Genomic DNA, 15,671 nt, shown 5'->3' with positions numbered 1-15,671 from the left:
CGCGCCCGGACCGCCGACCGTACGCTCGCCCGGCGCCGGAGAGTTTCGGGTTCTCGGTGGCACGGGGTCGACCGCGGACTGGTCGAGTGGGGCCCGTCAGGGCCGTCATCCAACGTTTCATGCGCCCGCATGAAGACGCAAATTCGACATCTGCACCCGTGCTTGCTACACGCGTGTGCGCGACTCTTGACGGCAGGCTGGTTCTATGGTTACTTAGTCAAGTAACTAACCCACTAACCAGGACGGAGCCGGTGTGATCGAAGAGGGAAAGGCACTCTTCCTGCAGATCGCGGAGAGCGTCGAGGACTCCATCCTCGACGGCAGTCTCGCCGAGGACACCCGCGCCCCCTCTACCAACGAACTCGCCGCCTTCTACCGCATCAACCCGGCCACCGCCGCCAAGGGAGTGAACATGCTCGTCGAGAAAGGTGTGCTGGTCAAGCGCCGCGGCATCGGCATGTTCGTCGCCCCCGGCGCCCGCGCCCAGCTCCTCACCGAACGGCGCGGAGCCTTCGCCGACCGCTTCATCGAGCCGCTCCTCGCCGAGGCGCGCACCCTCGGCCTCACCCCCGACGACCTCGCCCAGCTGGTGCGCGAGCGGGCCACGGCATCCGTCATCACCCATCCCGACATCACGGAAGGACACCCCTCATGACCGTCATCGAGGTGCAGCACCTCACCAAGCGTTACAAAGACACCCTCGCGCTCGACGACGTCAGTGTCACGTTCGACGAGAACGTGATCTACGGCCTGCTCGGCCGCAACGGGGCCGGCAAGACGACGCTCATGTCGATCCTCACAGCGCAGAACTTCGCAACCTCGGGAGAGGCCCGCGTCTTCGGCGAGGAACCGTACGAGAACGCCCGCGTCCTCTCGCGCATCTGCTTCGTCCGCGAGAGCCAGCGCTACCCCGAAGACGCCCTCCCCGCCCACGCGTTCCGCATGGCGAGCCTCTTCTTCCCGCACTGGGATCAGGCGTTCGCCGACGAGCTCATCACCGCTTTCGAACTCCCCCTCAAGACCCGCATCAAGAAGCTCTCGCGCGGGCAGCTCTCGGCGGTCGGCGTCATCATCGGCCTCGCCTCGCGCGCCGAGATCACGTTCTTCGACGAGCCGTACCTCGGCCTGGATGCCGTCGCCCGCCAGATCTTCTACGACCGGCTCCTCGAGGACTACGCGGAGCACCCGCGCACCGTCATCCTCTCCAGCCACCTGATCGACGAGGTCTCGAACCTCATCGAGCGGGTCGTGGTCATCGACGGTGGGCGCATCGTGCTCGACGACGAGACGGATGCCGTGCGCTCGCGCGCCGCGACGATCGTCGGCGACGCGGCGGCGGTCGAGGCGTTCGTCGACGGACGCGAGGTGATCCACCGCGAGAGCCTCGGTCACGTCACGAGCGTCACGGTGCTCGGCGAGCTCACCGCCGACGACCGCGCGCGCCTGCAGGCATCCGGGCTGGACCTTGCACCGGTCTCGCTGCAGCAGCTGATCGTCCGCCTCACTCAGCACGCCGCGACCGCCGCGGCATCCACACCCTCGCCCTCATCCACGGAAGGAGCACGACGATGAGTCGCACGCTGAACGTCGTCCGCATGCAGCTCGCCAACCGCGAGACGTACCTGTGGGTGCCGCTGCTGATCCTCGGGAGCGCCTTCGTGATCTCCGTGATCATCTGGGCCATCCTCGCCGCCGGCGGTGTCACGACCAACATGTACGGCGGCGGCGCGCAGGCGCCCCTCTGGTACTTCGTCGCCGTCGGGGTGCAGGCGCTCACCCTCACGTTCCCGTTCTCGCAGGCGCTCAGCGTCACGCGCCGCGAGTTCTTCTTCGGCACCATGCTCACAGCGGCGCTGGCCTCGGCGCTGCTCGCGCTGGTCTTCGTCGTCGGAGGTCTCATCGAAGACGCGACGGGCGGTTGGGGCATCGGCGGCTACTTCTTCCGCCTCGACTGGCTATGGGCGTCGGGACCGTTCGTCGCGGGGCTGTTCTTCTTCACCCTGACGATGCTCGTGTTCACGCTCGGGTTCTGGACCGCCACCGTCTACAAGCGGTGGGGCGCGTTCCGCCTGACCCTCATCCTCGTCGGCATCGCGCTCGTGCTTCTCGGCGTGATCTGGACGATCACGGTGACGAAGTCCTGGCCGCAGGTGTGGACGTTCATCGTCGAGTCCGGCGTGTGGGGTCTCACCGCGGTGCTCGCCGTGATCACCCTCGCGCAGGCGCTGGGTGCGGCGGCCGTGCTCCGGAAGACGACCGTCTGACGCCCCGTTTCGACTCGCTGCGCTCGCTCAACGCCCGGAAAGGGGTTCCGCAGCACCTCGCCCGGTCGTTGAGCGAGCGGCGCAGCCGCGAGTCGAAACGCGCCGACCCTCCCGACCTACGCGCCCTCGGCCGCCGCCGTGTGGTGGCGGATAACCTCGGCGACGACGAAGTTGAACCACTTCTCGGCGAACTCGGGATCGAGGTCGGCGTCGACAGCGAGGGTGCGCAGGCGCGCGATCTGCTGCTCCTCCCGAGCGGGGTCGGATGCCGGCATCCCGTGCTCGGCCTTCAGCAGCCCGACCTGCTGTGTCGCCTTGAATCGTTCGGCGAGCATGTGGATGAGCGCGGCGTCGATGTTGTCGATGCTGCCGCGCAGGCGGCGGAGGGTCGCGGTGGGGTCGGCGCCGTCGGTCATGTCCCCGAGAGTATCGCGCGAGCGGTGACGCACCACTCGCCGTGCGGCCCCTAGAGTGTGACGCATGAGCGAATCCCGACCCGAGAACGGCTCGTCCGACGTGCGCGCGGCCTCCTCGGCATCCGCCGAGCCCACCCCCGATTCGACGAGTGTCGCCCTCGAGACGCCGACACCCTCGCGCACCTTCTGGGCGAACCTCAATCACCCCTTCGTGGTCGGGTTCTTCCTGACGCTCGGCGGTCTCGTCGCCTTTGCGCTCGGCATGGCGATCTCGAGCCTCGTCACGATCTGGATCTACGTCGCCTTCGCGATGTTCGCCGCCCTCGGCCTCAACCCTCTCGTGGAGCGCCTGCAGAGCCGCGGGATGAAGCGGGCCTGGGCCATCACGGTCGTGTACTTCGTGTTCGCCGTCATCCTGATCGGCATCGTCTGGTTGATCGTGCCGACCGTCATCTCGCAGATCGCCCAGTTCTTCCGCGATCTGCCGAACATGATCGGAGACTTCCAGCGCTCCGACCTGTACGCGTGGCTCGTCACGCAGTTCGGAGACCAGGCGCCCGAGCTCGTCGCCGAGCTGCAGAAGTTCCTCTCCGACCCGGGCAACATCGCCGCGATCGGCGGAGGGGTGCTCTCCATCGGAGTGACGATCGGATCGACGATCTCGGGCGTCATCATCATCATCGTCCTGAGCCTGTACTTCCTCGCCTCGCTGCCGGAGATCAAGCAGGCGTTCTACCGCCTCTGGCCCGCGCGGCTGCGCAAGACCACCGCCGAACTCACCGAGCAGATCACGTCGTCGGTCGGCGGATACCTCGGCGGCATGGTCGTCCTCGCGTTCTTCAACTCGCTGGTCGCGTTCTTCCTCTACCTGTTCCTGAATCTGCCGTTCCCGGCGCTGATGGCGGTCGTCGCCTTCGCGATCACCCTCATCCCGCTCGTCGGCTCGGTGCTCTTCTGGGCGATCGGAACGGTCGTCGCGCTCATCGCCTCGCCGCTCGGCGGACTGATCTTCGCGATCGTCTACCTGGTGTACATGCAGATCGAGGCATACGTGTTGACGCCGAAGGTGATGAACAAGGCGATCTCGGTGCCGGGCGCGCTCGTCGTCATCGGCGCGCTCGTCGGCGGCACACTGATGGGCCTGCTCGGAGCGCTCGTCGCGATCCCGGTGACCGCGTCGATCCTCCTGATCATCAAGAAGGTCTACATCCCCAAACAGGATGCCCAGGTCTAGCGCGCCTTGACGGCTCCCCGACCGGCGCCCGCGCGCGCGGACCGGCGCCCGCGCGCGCGTGCACGGGCAGTCGGGATTCAGGTGATCGTGAGCCAGGCGCGCGCGGCGCTCCGCATCGCGGCGACGCCCATGGTCAGCGTCGGCTCGATGACAGGCGCGTACTTCGGGGAATGATTCGAAGGCAGCTTCAGGGCCACCGCGACCGCGTCCTCGAGGGTCTTCGCGTCCGCGAAGAGAGCGGGGTCGGCCCCGCCGAGCACCCAGTAGACGCACGGCACGCCGGCGGCCGTCGCGAACGCGCCGACATCCTCGCTGCCCGTGACGACGCCCTGGTCGATGATCATCGCGCCAGGTATGTCGGCAGTCAGGGCACCGCGCAGTCGCTCGATGCCGTCGGGATCGTTGACGAGCAGAGGAAAGCTGTACTGCGACACGATCTCGGGCTCGCGCGGAGCGCCGGCCGCGGCGGCCTCGCCCTTCGCGATGCGCTCGATCGCGGCGCTGAGGGTGTCGTGGACCGCGGGGTCGAACGAGCGCGTGCTCACCTGCAGCTCGGCTGTCTCGGGAATGACATTCGGAGCCTGTCCGGCGTTGAACGCCCCGACCGTGACGACGCCGACCTGCTGCGGCGCGATCTCGCGCGAGACGATCTGCTGCAGCCGCGTGACGATGTTCGCGCCGAGGACGATCGGGTCGACCGTCGTCTCGGGCCGGGAGCCATGCCCTCCCTTGCCGTGCACGATGATCGTCATACCCTCGGATGCCGCGTAGGACACCCCTGCGTGGAGCCCGAAGCTCCCCGCCGGCATCGGCGCGACATGCTGTCCGAGAACGACCAAGGGCGTGCCGAACCGGTCGAAGAGGCCGTCGTCGATCATCGCCTTCGCCCCCGATCCGGGCTCTTCGGCGGGCTGGAAGACGGCCATGATCCTGCCCGCCCAGTCTTGATCGTCGACGAGTGCGGCCGCCGCTCCGAGCAGGGCCGTGATGTGGACATCATGGCCGCACGCGTGCATGACCCCGGTGACGCGTCCGTCGACCTCGGCCGTCGCGACGCTCGCGTAGTCGAGCCCGGTCTGCTCCGTGACCGGCAGCCCGTCCATGTCGGCGCGCAGGAGCACGGTGGGCCCGTCGCCGCGCTGCAGGATGCCGACGACACCGGTCCCCCCGACGCCCTCGGTCACTTCGTACCCGAACCCGCGGAGCTTCTCCGCCACGATGCCCGCCGTCCGGTGCTCCTGAAGTCCCAGTTCGGGATGCGCATGCAGGTCGACGTAGATCTCCGCGAGCTCGTCCTGGCTGAGGGAGACGCCGGTCGTCGTGGTCATGGTTTCCTCCTGAGGGCTTACGAGAGAGCGACGAGGAACGTCCCGCCGGGCGCGACGGCGACGTGACAGACCGCCTCGCCGACCGCGACCGGCTCACCGAGCGGGGTGAGCATCGCGTCGCCGCGCCGCGCGAACGCCTGCACGGTGCCCGCGGCCTCCTGCGCCGCGTAGACGACATCGAGCGACGGATGCCGCGTCACCCACGAGGGCGACGAGGTGACCGCCGCCGTCCCGGCGAAGGTGAGGTCGCCGCTCGCGAGGGCATCACCCGGCGCGCCGGCGTGCAGGATGCCGATGCCCTCCGCCGACCCGTCCGCATCCGCCGTGTAGCCGCCGACCCAGAAGCGCATCGCGGCGCTCAGTCGACGAGGTCATGGCGGACGATGACCGCGTCGCGCGCGGCGCCGACCCCGATGACGGAGATGCGGGTGCCGCTCATGGCCTCGAGCGCCAGGACGTAATCCTGCGCCTCGAGCGGCAGGTCTTCGAACGTGCGCGCGCCGGAGATGTCCTCGCTCCACCCGGGGAAGTACTCGAGGATCGGCTTCGCGTGGTGGAAGTCGCTCTGGTTCACCGGCACCTCGTCGAAGCGCTGGCCGTCGACGTCGTACGCAACGCACACGGGGATCTGGTCGAGCCCGGTGAGGATGTCGAGCTTGGTGAGCACGAGGTCGGTGATGCCGTTCACGCGCGTCGCGTAGCGGGTGACGGGGGCGTCGTACCAGCCCACGCGGCGCGGGCGACCGGTGGTCGTGCCGAACTCGAACCCGCGCTTGCGCAGCCACTCGCCCTGCTCGTCGAAGAGCTCGGTCGGGAAGGGGCCCGACCCGACGCGGGTCGTGTACGCCTTCACGATGCCGACGATCCGGTCGAGGCGGTTCGGGCCGACGCCCGACCCGGTCGACGCACCGCCCGCCGTCGCCGACGACGACGTCACGAACGGGTACGTGCCGTGGTCGACGTCGAGCATGGTCGCCTGACCACCCTCGAAGACGACGACGTCCCCGGCATCCAGTGCGTCGTTCAGCAGCAGCCCCGTATCGCACACCATCGCGCGCAGCCGATCGACGTACGAGAGCAGGTCGTCGACGACCTCGTCGACGGTGATCGCGCGACGGTTGAAGACCTTGACCAGCAGGTGGTTCTTCTGGTCGAGCGCGCCCTCGACCTTCTGGCGCAGGATGTTCTCGTCGAAGAGGTCCTGCACTCGGATGCCGACACGGTTGATCTTGTCGGCGTACGTCGGGCCGATGCCGCGCCCGGTCGTACCAATCATGCGCTTGCCGAGGAAGCGCTCGGTCACCTTGTCGAGCGTGCGGTGGTACTGCGTGATGACGTGCGCGTTGGCGCTGATGCGCAGACGTGACGTGTCGACCCCGCGCGCGTTCAGGGCTTCGAGTTCTGCGAAGAGCACCTCGAGGTCGACGACGACACCGTTGCCGATGACCGCGTTGACGCCCGGGGACAGGATGCCCGAGGGCAGCAGGTGCAGCGCATACTTCTCGTCGCCGATGACGACGGTGTGCCCGGCGTTGTTGCCGCCGTTGAACTTCACGACCCAGTCGGTGCGCTCACCGAGAAGATCGGTGGCCTTGCCCTTGCCCTCGTCTCCCCACTGGACTCCGACGATGACGATTCCCGGCATGGCTGCTCCCCCGTGTCTGGACGGTTACACCTCAGTCTATCGGGGCGCCCGACGTCGCCCGGGCGCCCGAGATGTCGGCATCCGTCGTCATCACGCGCGGATGCCGACAGATCACGGCACCTCGTTGTACGCCGGACCACCGCGGGCGGCGACTGTCCACAGGGGAGGGAATGCGGGAGTTGTCCACCGATCGAGGCTCTGGCGCCCCGAAGGCGCGGGCCGGCGGTCACACTCGCTGACATGTCGCGCCCGTTCGTCCGCCTGCCACCCGGCCTCGGGTCGGGGTTCAGCGTCGCCGCCGCGCGCGGCGCCGGCGTCTCCGAGCGGCGACTGCGCGGCGGCGACCTCGAGAGCCCGTTCTGGGGTGTGCGCTGCGCGCCCTTCGTGCCGCCGCCGCAGAACGGATTGGCCGACGTCGACGCACTCGAACTGCGTCACCGAATGGATGCCTACGCGCAGCGGATGCCCGAGCACCGGTTCTTCTGGGGGCTCGCGGCGCTGGTCGCGTGGCGCGGCATCCTGCCCGTTCCCGCGCCGCTGCTCGCCGTCGGCGTGCTCGCGCCGGACCGTGCCCCGCGCGCCGCGGGTGTCGAGGGTCGACGGTTCGCGCCGCATCTCGTGACTGTGCGCGAGCACGGCGGCCTGCGAGTGACCTCGCCCGCCTCGACCTGGATGACCCTGGCCCCCGTGCTCCCGCACCGCGATCTCGTCGCGGTCGGCTCGCTCCTGGTGACCCCGCCGCGTGGCGCAGGTGGCGCGGTCGTCGGGCCGCCGCTGTGCACGGTTTCGAACCTGCGCTCGGCGATCGACGCGGGTCCGCGCCCCGGCATCCGCGCCGCGCGGCGGGCGGTCGCACTCGTCCGCGTGGGGGCGCGCAGCAGGCCCGAAGTGCACCTCTGGCTCGCGCTGACAGAGGCAGGCCTGCCCGGCCTCCCCGAGGCGCAGTTCGACGCGCCGATCCGAGACGCGACGGGCGCGCTCATCGGGTACGGCGACCTCGCCTTCCCCGAGTTCAGGACGTACATCGAGTATCAGGGCGACTACCACCGGCTGTCGCGGGATGCCTGGGCCCGCGACATCACGAAGCGCCAGCGCGCCCGCGAAGCGGGCTGGCACGAGATCGAGATCGTCCGCCGTGAGCTGTACCCTGACCCCGCGCCCGCCGTCGCGCGCACCGCTCGCGCCCTGCGCGATCGCGGCTGGCGCTGAGCCCCGCGGCGAGGCGCCGACCGCGCAACAAGGTGCCGGCATCCGTCGTCATTACGCGCGGATGCCGGCAAAAGACGGCACCTGGATGCCGCGCCAGGGGCACAGGGCACGGGGGCGCAACACGGGGCGCAACACGCCGACGAGCTGGACTCGGTCACACCTCCCGGCGACGGCGGCGCGTGAGTCCGACGAGCACGAGCCCGCCGAGCACGAGCGCGAGCGCCAGGGCGAGCGTGACCCATCCGAAGACGGCGCCGGTCGGCGGCAGCGGGGCGATGAACGTGTTCGTGAACACGATCGCCGTGCCGCCCGTGGCCACCGTCACGGTGGTGCTCGTGCCGGCGCTGCGCGCGCCGTCCACGCTCACCACGGTCTGGTTCGCGCCCCCGGCATCCGTCTCGACGACGTCGCAGACGCTGCCGACCGGCAGGTTCTCTATGCTCGCGGACAGCCGGTCCGGACCGCCGATCCGGTAGGTCGCGTCGTGGAGGACGATCCCCGGGTCGGGGTGCGACGCGTCGACGAGGACACAGCGCACGTCGACCGGGAAGGTCCGCGTCACACTGCTCGAGGCCGTCCCGTCCACCACCTTGGCGATCGTCAGAGCGCCGACGTCGAACGTGTTGGTGATCGCGACGGAGGTCTGCGGCGCATCGCCGTCGAGATGAGTCACGAGTGATGCCCTCTCCCCAAGATGGTGGGTGATGCCGTAGCACACCGGCTTTTACGCTCTGAGGAACGCGAACCGATTCGACAACACTTCGCCTCGATAGACTTGTGACCCATGTCGAAGGTCCTCCAGTCCCTGCCCGTCGGCGAGCGCGTCGGCATCGCCTTCTCCGGGGGTCTCGACACCTCCGTCGCGGTCGCGTGGATGCGCGACAAGGGCGCGATCCCGTTCACCTACACCGGCGACCTCGGCCAGTACGACGAGGACGACATCGCCTCGATCCCGGGCCGCGCGCTGCAGTACGGCGCCGAGGACTCGCGACTGATCGACTGCAAGCCCCTGCTCGTCGAAGAGGGCCTCGTCGCCCTCTCCTGCGGAGCGTTCCACATCCGCTCGGCCGGCCGCACGTACTTCAACACGACCCCGATCGGCCGCGCGGTGACGGGGACGCTCCTCGTCCGCGCCATGAAGGAGGACGGCGTCGACATCTGGGGCGACGGGTCGACCTACAAGGGCAACGACATCGAGCGCTTCTACCGGTATGGGCTGCTCGCGAACCCGGCGCTGCGCATCTACAAGCCGTGGCTCGACGCCGACTTCGTCACCGAGCTCGGCGGGCGCAAAGAGATGAGCGAGTGGCTCACGGCGCACGACTTCCCGTACCGCGACTCGGTCGAGAAGGCCTACTCGACCGACGCCAACATCTGGGGCGCGACCCACGAGGCGAAGACGCTCGAGCACCTCGACGTCTCGCTCGAGATCGTCGACCCGATCATGGGCGTGCGCTTCTGGGATCCCGCGGTCGAGATCGCGACCGAGGACGTCACCGTCACGTTCGAGGCGGGCCGCCCCGTCGCGCTCAACGGCGTGGAGTACGCGGATGCCGTGGAACTCGTGAAGGAGGCCAATGCCATCGGCGGCCGTCACGGCCTGGGCATGAGCGACCAGATCGAGAACCGCATCATCGAGGCGAAGTCGCGCGGCATCTACGAGGCGCCGGGCATGGCGTTGCTGTTCATCGCGTACGAGCGGCTGGTCAACGGCATCCTGAACGAAGACACCCTCGCGACCTACCACGAGCAGGGTCGGCGCCTCGGACGTCTCATGTACGAGGGCCGCTGGCTCGAGCCTCAGTCGTTCATGCTGCGCGAGTCGATCCAGCGCTGGGTGGGCTCGGCGATCTCGGGCGCGGTGACGCTGCGCCTGCGCCGCGGCGAGGACTACACGATCCTCGACACGACCTCGCCGAACCTCTCCTACGCGCCCGAGAAGCTCTCGATGGAGCGCGTCGGCGATGCCGCGTTCGGCCCCGTCGACCGCATCGGTCAGCTCACGATGCGGAACCTCGACATCGCCGACTCGCGCGCCCGCCTCGAGCAGTACGCGGGCCTCGGCCTCATCGGCGGCGCGACCGCCGAGCTCGTCGGCGAGCTCGCGTCGGGCGAGGCGGCGGAGATCATCACCGAACGCGCGGAGCCGTACGACAAGAGTCTCGAGGAGCTCGGCGACGCGCTCGACCAGGCATCCGAGTCGGCCTCGTTCGACTTCGGCGCCGACTGACGCGCCCCGTTCCCGGGCGTCAGTGTGCGGGTGCACCCCACCCCACACCCGCGAAGTGGCGCCCGGGAAGGATGCCGAAGCCTGCGCGCACGCATAAAGTGCACACCACTGTGCACGTTATGCGGTAGCATCTTCCCGTGCGCAAGAGCCTGCGCGTCTTCCGACGCGATGTCCTGAGAATCGCCCGCACACCCAAGACCTGGGTGATCGTGCTGGGCGTGCTCATCACGCCTGCGCTCTACGCCTGGTTCAACATCAACGCGTTCTGGGACCCGTACGCGAACACCAAGAACATCCAGGTCGCCGTCGTCAACCTCGACGAGGGCGCGACGTCCGACCTCACCGGCCCCCTCGACGTCGGCGCGGAGGTCGTCGATCAACTCGAGGACGACCACCAGTTGGGCTGGCAGTTCATGAGCGAGGACGAGGCTCAGCGCGCCGTCCGCAGCGGCGACGTGTACGCCGTCATCGTCATCCCGAAGGACTTCAGCGCCGACCTCCTGAGCATCACGACCGGCGAGTTCACCCAGCCCGCGCTCACCTACTACGTCAACGAGAAGGCGAACGCGATCGCCCCGAAGATCACCGACGTGGGAGCCTCCGGCATCGACAAGCAGATCACGAGCGCGTTCATCGAACAGGTCGCCGAGGCCGCCACGGAGGCGTTGAAGGATGCCGGCACCGAGATCGACGACAACCTCACGAACGCCAAGAACGACAGCATGAACGCGTTCGATCAGGCTGCGCAGACGGTCGCCTCCGCGCGCGAGGACCTGGCGGGCCTGAAGACCGACCTCGCCAGTTCGCGCGACGGCCTTGTGACGGCGAAGGCGACGCTCGCCGACGTCGACACCGCGCTCGGCGACGTCCAGACGGCGATCGGACAGGCCCAGACGATCGTCGCGCAGGCGCAGCAGGACATCCTGACCTTCACCGACGCCGCGACCTCGGCCTATGTGCAGGGCGCGACGCTGCTCGCCGACGCCTCCGCCGAGGCCAACATCGCGGTCACCAAGACGACGCAGGCGCTCGGCCAGGCCGGTACCCGCATCGACAGCGCGATCGACGACGTCACGGCGATCGTCGCGGCCAACGGCGAGGTCATCGACCAGCTGCAGGCGCTCATCGACGCGGGCGGTCTCGACCCCGACGTCGAGGCGCAGCTGACCCAGGTGATCCAGACCCTGCAGACCCAGAACGCCGCCGACCAGCAGCTCCTCGCCGACCTGAAGGCGCTGAACTCGAGCGCGGGCGACACGCTCACCGCCATCCAGGGCGCGTCGGATGCCCTGACCACCGCAACGCAGGGCGCACAGAACTCGGCGACGAACCTCCGCACGGTGCTCACGCAGTCGATCCCGGAGCTCAACCGGGCGATGTCGGCGCTCTCCACGAGCGCGGGCGCGTTCTCGGCGGCGCTCGCGGCGCAGCAGACCCAGCTCACGCAGGCGCAGAACCTGCTCGACGCCCTCGACACCCAGCTCGTCTCGACGGGCGCGGCGCTCGACGCGCTCGACGCGAACCTCGCCGGCATCGAGACGGGGCTCGCCGACGCGCGCACCGACGTGCTCGCGCTGAGCTCCGCCGCCGCCGTCAGCGACCTCGGCACCCTCACGGGCCTCGATCCCGCGCAGATCGCGACCTTCGTCGCGTCGCCGGTCGAGGTCGATGAGCACGTGGTGTTCCCGGTGGAGAACTACGGTTCGGCGATGGCGGCCCTCTTCACGAACCTGTCGCTGTGGATCGGCGCGTTCGTCCTCATGGTGATCTTCAAGGTGGAGGTCGACACCGAGGGCGTCGAGCCGATCTCGGTGCGCGAGGCGTACGTCGGCCGATTCCTGCTGCTCGCGACCCTCGCCGTCCTTCAGGCGGTCATCGTGTGCGTCGGCAACCTCGTCATCGGCATCCAGACGGCGAGCGCCGCGGCGTTCGTGGGCACCGGCATCCTCACCGCGCTCGCCTACGTCAGCATCATCTACGCGCTGTGCGTCTCGTTCGGGCACGTCGGGCGAGGCCTGTGCATCCTCCTCGTGATCATGCAGATCCCGGGAGCTTCGGGCCTCTACCCCATCGAGCTCATGCCGGACTTCTTCCGCAACATCTACCCGTTCCTGCCCTTCACCTACGGCATCGACGCGATGCGCGAGACGATCGCCGGCTCCTACGACGGGCACTGGTGGCAATTCATGGGCAAGCTCGGCATCTTCGTCGTCCTCGCCTGGGTCCTCGGCCTCGTGCTGCGCCGGCGCCTCGCGAACCTCAACCTCGTCTTCAACCGCGAGGTCGCAGCCACCGACCTCCTGATCGGCGAGGACATCCAGATCACGGGCAAGGGCTACCGCCTGACCGACATCATCCACACGCTCGCCCACCGCGAGGAGTACCGCGACGACCTCGCTCGGCGGGCGCGCCCCTTCACCGAGCACTACACGACGCTCCTGCGCGTCACCGTCCTCGTCGGCGTCGCGGGCGCGCTCGTCATCGGGCTGATCGCGTGGCTGGCGAACGGGCAGAGCGCAACGCTGCTGTTCGTCTGGGTGCTCTGGATCCTCGCGATCATGGGCTTCCTCGTGATCGTCGAGTACATCACGCAGAGCTTCCAGCTCGCCGAGGAAGTCGCGGGCCTCGACGACGCGCACTTGCGCCAGGCGATGCTCGAACACGGTCCCCGTCGTCGCACGACGGCCGGCGCGCAGCAACTCGTCGCCGACGACGTGACGACGGACGACCCGGCCACCGGCGGTACGGGTGCCGACACGGCGGCGGGCGCGTCCTCCGTCGAGGCTGCCGACGACCCCGCGGCGGCGACGCGTGCCGCCGACACGGACGACGACACGGACGACAATCCTCTCGCGCGGCTGTTCGCCGACGACGACACGGCCGAACCGGAGACGGCAACGGACCCGAAGCCGGAAGCCGAACCCCGGCCGGAGGAGCCCGCCCAACCGACCGATCCCGACGGACCGACCGATCCCGCCCAACCGACCGATCCCGCCCAACCGACCGAGCCCGCCCAACCGACCGATCCCGCCCAACCGACCGAGCCCGCCCAACCGACCGATCCCGACGAACCGACTCAGCCCGGCGACCCGACTCAGCCCGACGGACCGACTCAGCCCGACGGACCGACCACGCCGCTCGAGGGAGGTGACCGCGCATGAAGACCGTCCTGCGTCTCACCGCCCGCGACGTGCGCCACGCCTTCAGCAATGTCATGGCCTCGATCGTCATGTTCGGGCTCATCGTCATCCCCTCGCTCTTCACCTGGTTCAACGTGCTCGCCAGCTGGGACCCGTTCTCCAACACGAAGAACCTGACCGTCGCCGTCGCCAGCACCGACGAGGGCTACCAGAGCGATCTCGTGCCGATCAAGATCAACGTCGGCGAGCAGGTGCTCTCCGAGCTCCGTGCCAACGACCAGCTCAACTGGGTCATCACGACGAAGGACGACGCGATCGACGGCACCCGGTCGGGCGAGTACTACGCCGCGATCGTGCTGCCCGAGACGTTCAGCCGCGACATGCTGACCTTCTACGCCGACGGCGCGGAGCGCACGCGCCTCGCGTACTACACCAACGAGAAGAAGAACGCCCTCGCGCCGAAGATCACCGGTCAGGGGGCCGAGGGGGTCTCGGCGCAGATCAGCGAGGTCTTCACCGCGACGCTCGGCGATGTCGCGCTCTCCCTCGTCTCTTCGCTCAGCGATTACCTCACCGACGCCGACACGCAGACGGCGCTCAGCCGTCTCGAGGCCCGCATCGGAGGCATCTCCACGCAGCTGCGGTCGGGTGCGCAGACCGCCGACATGTTCACGACCCTGATCGAGGGGACGATCCCGCTGGTCAACAGCGCGTCGGCGCTCATCACGGCCTCCGGCGCCGCGTTCACCGACGCAGCGGACGCCGTGGGCTCCGGCTCGGCCGCCGTCGGCGACCTCAAGGACACACTGACGAACGCGACGGGCGCCGTCTCCGACGCGCTGTCGGCCACGGCCGACAGCTACGCCGCCGTCGGCACGAGCGTCGACGACCTCTTCACCACGATCGACGGGCTCAGCGGCGACCAGGCGCAGGTTCTGACGACCCTCGCGACCCGCGTGCAGACGCAGATCGACGCGGCGACGAACCTGCGCGACACGCTCGAGAACGATGTGCGCCCGACTCTCCCCACCGACATCCAACCCGCCCTCGACCGGGTGATCGCGCAGATCGACGCCTCGATCGCGCGGCAGGGCGATGTCCGCGACGCCCTCACCGACGCGGCGACCGGCATCACCGACGGCAACACCTCGGCGCAGGCCTCGCACCAGAAGATCACCGACCTCATCGCACAGGCGACGAAGGCGATTGAGGATGCCGAGAACTCCTACACCGGCACGCTGAAGCCGCAACTCGACCAGCTCGCCGCGACCCTCACCACGATCGACGGCGACGTCGCGGCGATCCGCGGCGATCTCGCTCAGGCATCCTCCGGTCTGTCGGGCGCTTCCGGCTCGATCCTCACCGCGCTGAACGGCGCGAAGGCGGCGACCGAGAAGCTCTCGACCGCCCTCGGCGAATCGGCCGACAAGTTCGACGCCCTGCAGCAGGCGCTCATCGACGCGACCGAATCGGGAGACTTCAGCGGCATCAGCGCCGTCATCGGCTCCGATCCGAGCGAACTCGCCCGCTCGCTCGCAGAGCCCGTGCGCGTCGACCGCGTCGCCGTGTTCCCCGTCGTGAGCTTCGGCGCCGGTATGACGCCGCTGTACACGATTCTCGCGCTCTGGGTCGGGGCGCTCCTGATGACGGTCGCGATCCGCGTCGATGTGAACCGCGAAACCCTCCCCGGGCACCCCGACCTCACGCCGACCCAGAAGTACCTGGGGCGCTACGGCATCTTCGCCCTCACGGGCCTCGCGCAGAGCACGCTCGTGACGCTCGGGCTCATCCTCTTCGTGCGGATCCAGCCCGCGCACCCGTTCCTGCTGATCCTCGCCGGGTGGGTGACCTCGCTCGTGTTTACGCTGATCATCTACACCGCCGTCGTCGCCTTCGGCAACGCCGGAAAGGCGCTCGCGGTGCTGCTGCTCGTCATCCAGATCTCGGGCTCCGGCGGCGCCTACCCGCTGCAGCTGCTGCCCGCGTGGTTCCAGAACGTCAGCCCGTTCCTGCCGGCGACCCACGCAATCGCCGCGATGCGCGCCGCCATCGCCGGCATCTACGGCGCGGACTTCTGGATCTCGCTCGGCTGGCTCCTCGCGTTCGTCCTCCCCGCGCTTCTTCTCGGGCTCGTGCTGCGGCGGCCGCTCATCTCGTTCAACCGCGGCCTCGTCGAGGCGCTCGAGTCCACGAAGCTGATGTGAT

At 69.0% G+C, this 15,671-nt stretch carries 13 protein-coding genes; 8 read left to right on the top strand and 5 right to left on the bottom strand.

The features are described 5' to 3' along the window. Positions 1–253: 253 nt before the first annotated feature. Genes ACRVYW_RS08070 through ACRVYW_RS08060 form a run of 3 tightly spaced genes read left to right on the top strand, consistent with a single transcriptional unit; the run spans position 254 to position 2,264 of the window. Complete coding sequence (locus ACRVYW_RS08070; protein ID WP_431803445.1) at positions 254–655, top strand: GntR family transcriptional regulator; 402 nt, start codon at positions 254–256, stop codon at positions 653–655. Beyond that, complete coding sequence (locus ACRVYW_RS08065; protein ID WP_431803443.1) at positions 652–1,572, top strand: ABC transporter ATP-binding protein; 921 nt, start codon at positions 652–654, stop codon at positions 1,570–1,572. Before ACRVYW_RS08070 ends, ACRVYW_RS08065 begins: the two co-directional genes overlap by 4 nt. After that, a complete protein-coding gene (locus ACRVYW_RS08060) occupies positions 1,569–2,264 on the top strand; it encodes a hypothetical protein (protein WP_431803441.1) in 696 nt (231 codons plus the stop codon). The genes ACRVYW_RS08065 and ACRVYW_RS08060 overlap by 4 nt, the downstream gene beginning before the upstream one ends. Before the next feature lie 116 nt (positions 2,265–2,380). On the opposite strand, the gene ACRVYW_RS08055 is transcribed toward ACRVYW_RS08060, so the two are convergent. Beyond that, positions 2,381–2,680 carry a chorismate mutase gene (locus tag ACRVYW_RS08055; RefSeq protein ID WP_431803439.1) on the bottom strand — a complete coding sequence of 100 codons (300 nt, stop codon included), beginning with the start codon at positions 2,678–2,680 and terminating at the stop codon, positions 2,381–2,383. A 64-nt stretch (positions 2,681–2,744) separates the two neighbouring features. Here ACRVYW_RS08055 and ACRVYW_RS08050 point away from each other — a divergent pair, with 64 nt between their 5' ends. Next, a complete protein-coding gene (locus ACRVYW_RS08050) occupies positions 2,745–3,914 on the top strand; it encodes an AI-2E family transporter (protein WP_431803437.1) in 1,170 nt (389 codons plus the stop codon). Between the two features lie 77 nt (positions 3,915–3,991). On the opposite strand, the gene ACRVYW_RS08045 is transcribed toward ACRVYW_RS08050, so the two are convergent. The 3 genes from ACRVYW_RS08045 to ACRVYW_RS08035 are packed head-to-tail and all read right to left on the bottom strand — an operon-like array spanning position 3,992 to position 6,887. Continuing rightward, complete coding sequence (locus ACRVYW_RS08045) at positions 3,992–5,242, bottom strand: amidohydrolase (protein ID WP_431803435.1); 1,251 nt, start codon at positions 5,240–5,242, stop codon at positions 3,992–3,994. A 17-nt stretch (positions 5,243–5,259) separates the two neighbouring features. Further along, entirely contained in the window at positions 5,260–5,592 is a 333-nt protein-coding gene (locus ACRVYW_RS08040; RefSeq protein ID WP_431803433.1) for a beta-propeller fold lactonase family protein, read from the bottom strand. Between the two features lie 8 nt (positions 5,593–5,600). Beyond that, the gene (locus ACRVYW_RS08035) at positions 5,601–6,887 is read right to left on the bottom strand and encodes an adenylosuccinate synthase (protein ID WP_431803431.1); all 1,287 of its coding nucleotides are present in this window, start codon (positions 6,885–6,887) and stop codon (positions 5,601–5,603) included. Between the two features lie 240 nt (positions 6,888–7,127). On the opposite strand from ACRVYW_RS08035, the gene ACRVYW_RS08030 reads away from it, so the two are divergent. Then, positions 7,128–8,096, top strand: coding sequence for a hypothetical protein (locus ACRVYW_RS08030; protein WP_431803429.1), 969 nt, complete (start codon positions 7,128–7,130; stop codon positions 8,094–8,096). A 154-nt stretch (positions 8,097–8,250) separates the two neighbouring features. Here ACRVYW_RS08030 and ACRVYW_RS08025 read toward each other — a convergent pair whose 3' ends face one another. Continuing rightward, positions 8,251–8,769, bottom strand: coding sequence for a DUF5979 domain-containing protein (locus ACRVYW_RS08025; protein WP_431803427.1), 519 nt, complete (start codon positions 8,767–8,769; stop codon positions 8,251–8,253). A gap of 111 nt (positions 8,770–8,880) precedes the next feature. Here ACRVYW_RS08025 and argG point away from each other — a divergent pair, with 111 nt between their 5' ends. The 3 genes from argG to ACRVYW_RS08010 all read left to right on the top strand — a co-directional run bounded on the left by argG (position 8,881) and on the right by ACRVYW_RS08010 (position 15,670). Next, positions 8,881–10,326, top strand: a complete 1,446-nt coding sequence (argG, locus tag ACRVYW_RS08020) for an argininosuccinate synthase (RefSeq protein WP_431803425.1) — start codon at positions 8,881–8,883, stop codon at positions 10,324–10,326. Positions 10,327–10,463: 137 nt separating this feature from the next. Continuing rightward, entirely contained in the window at positions 10,464–13,487 is a 3,024-nt protein-coding gene (locus tag ACRVYW_RS08015; RefSeq protein WP_431803423.1) for a YhgE/Pip family protein, read from the top strand. Next, on the top strand, positions 13,484–15,670 hold the full coding sequence (locus ACRVYW_RS08010; RefSeq protein ID WP_431803421.1) for a YhgE/Pip family protein: 2,187 nt from the start codon (positions 13,484–13,486) through the stop codon (positions 15,668–15,670). Before ACRVYW_RS08015 ends, ACRVYW_RS08010 begins: the two co-directional genes overlap by 4 nt. Position 15,671 lies beyond the last annotated feature (1 nt).

This window comes from Microbacterium sp. bgisy203 (assembly GCF_965345155.1).
In the GTDB taxonomy this organism is placed as follows: domain Bacteria; phylum Actinomycetota; class Actinomycetes; order Actinomycetales; family Microbacteriaceae; genus Microbacterium.
The sequence above is the reverse complement of the archived record's forward strand: the minus strand, read 5'-3'. Positions and strand labels throughout refer to the sequence as shown.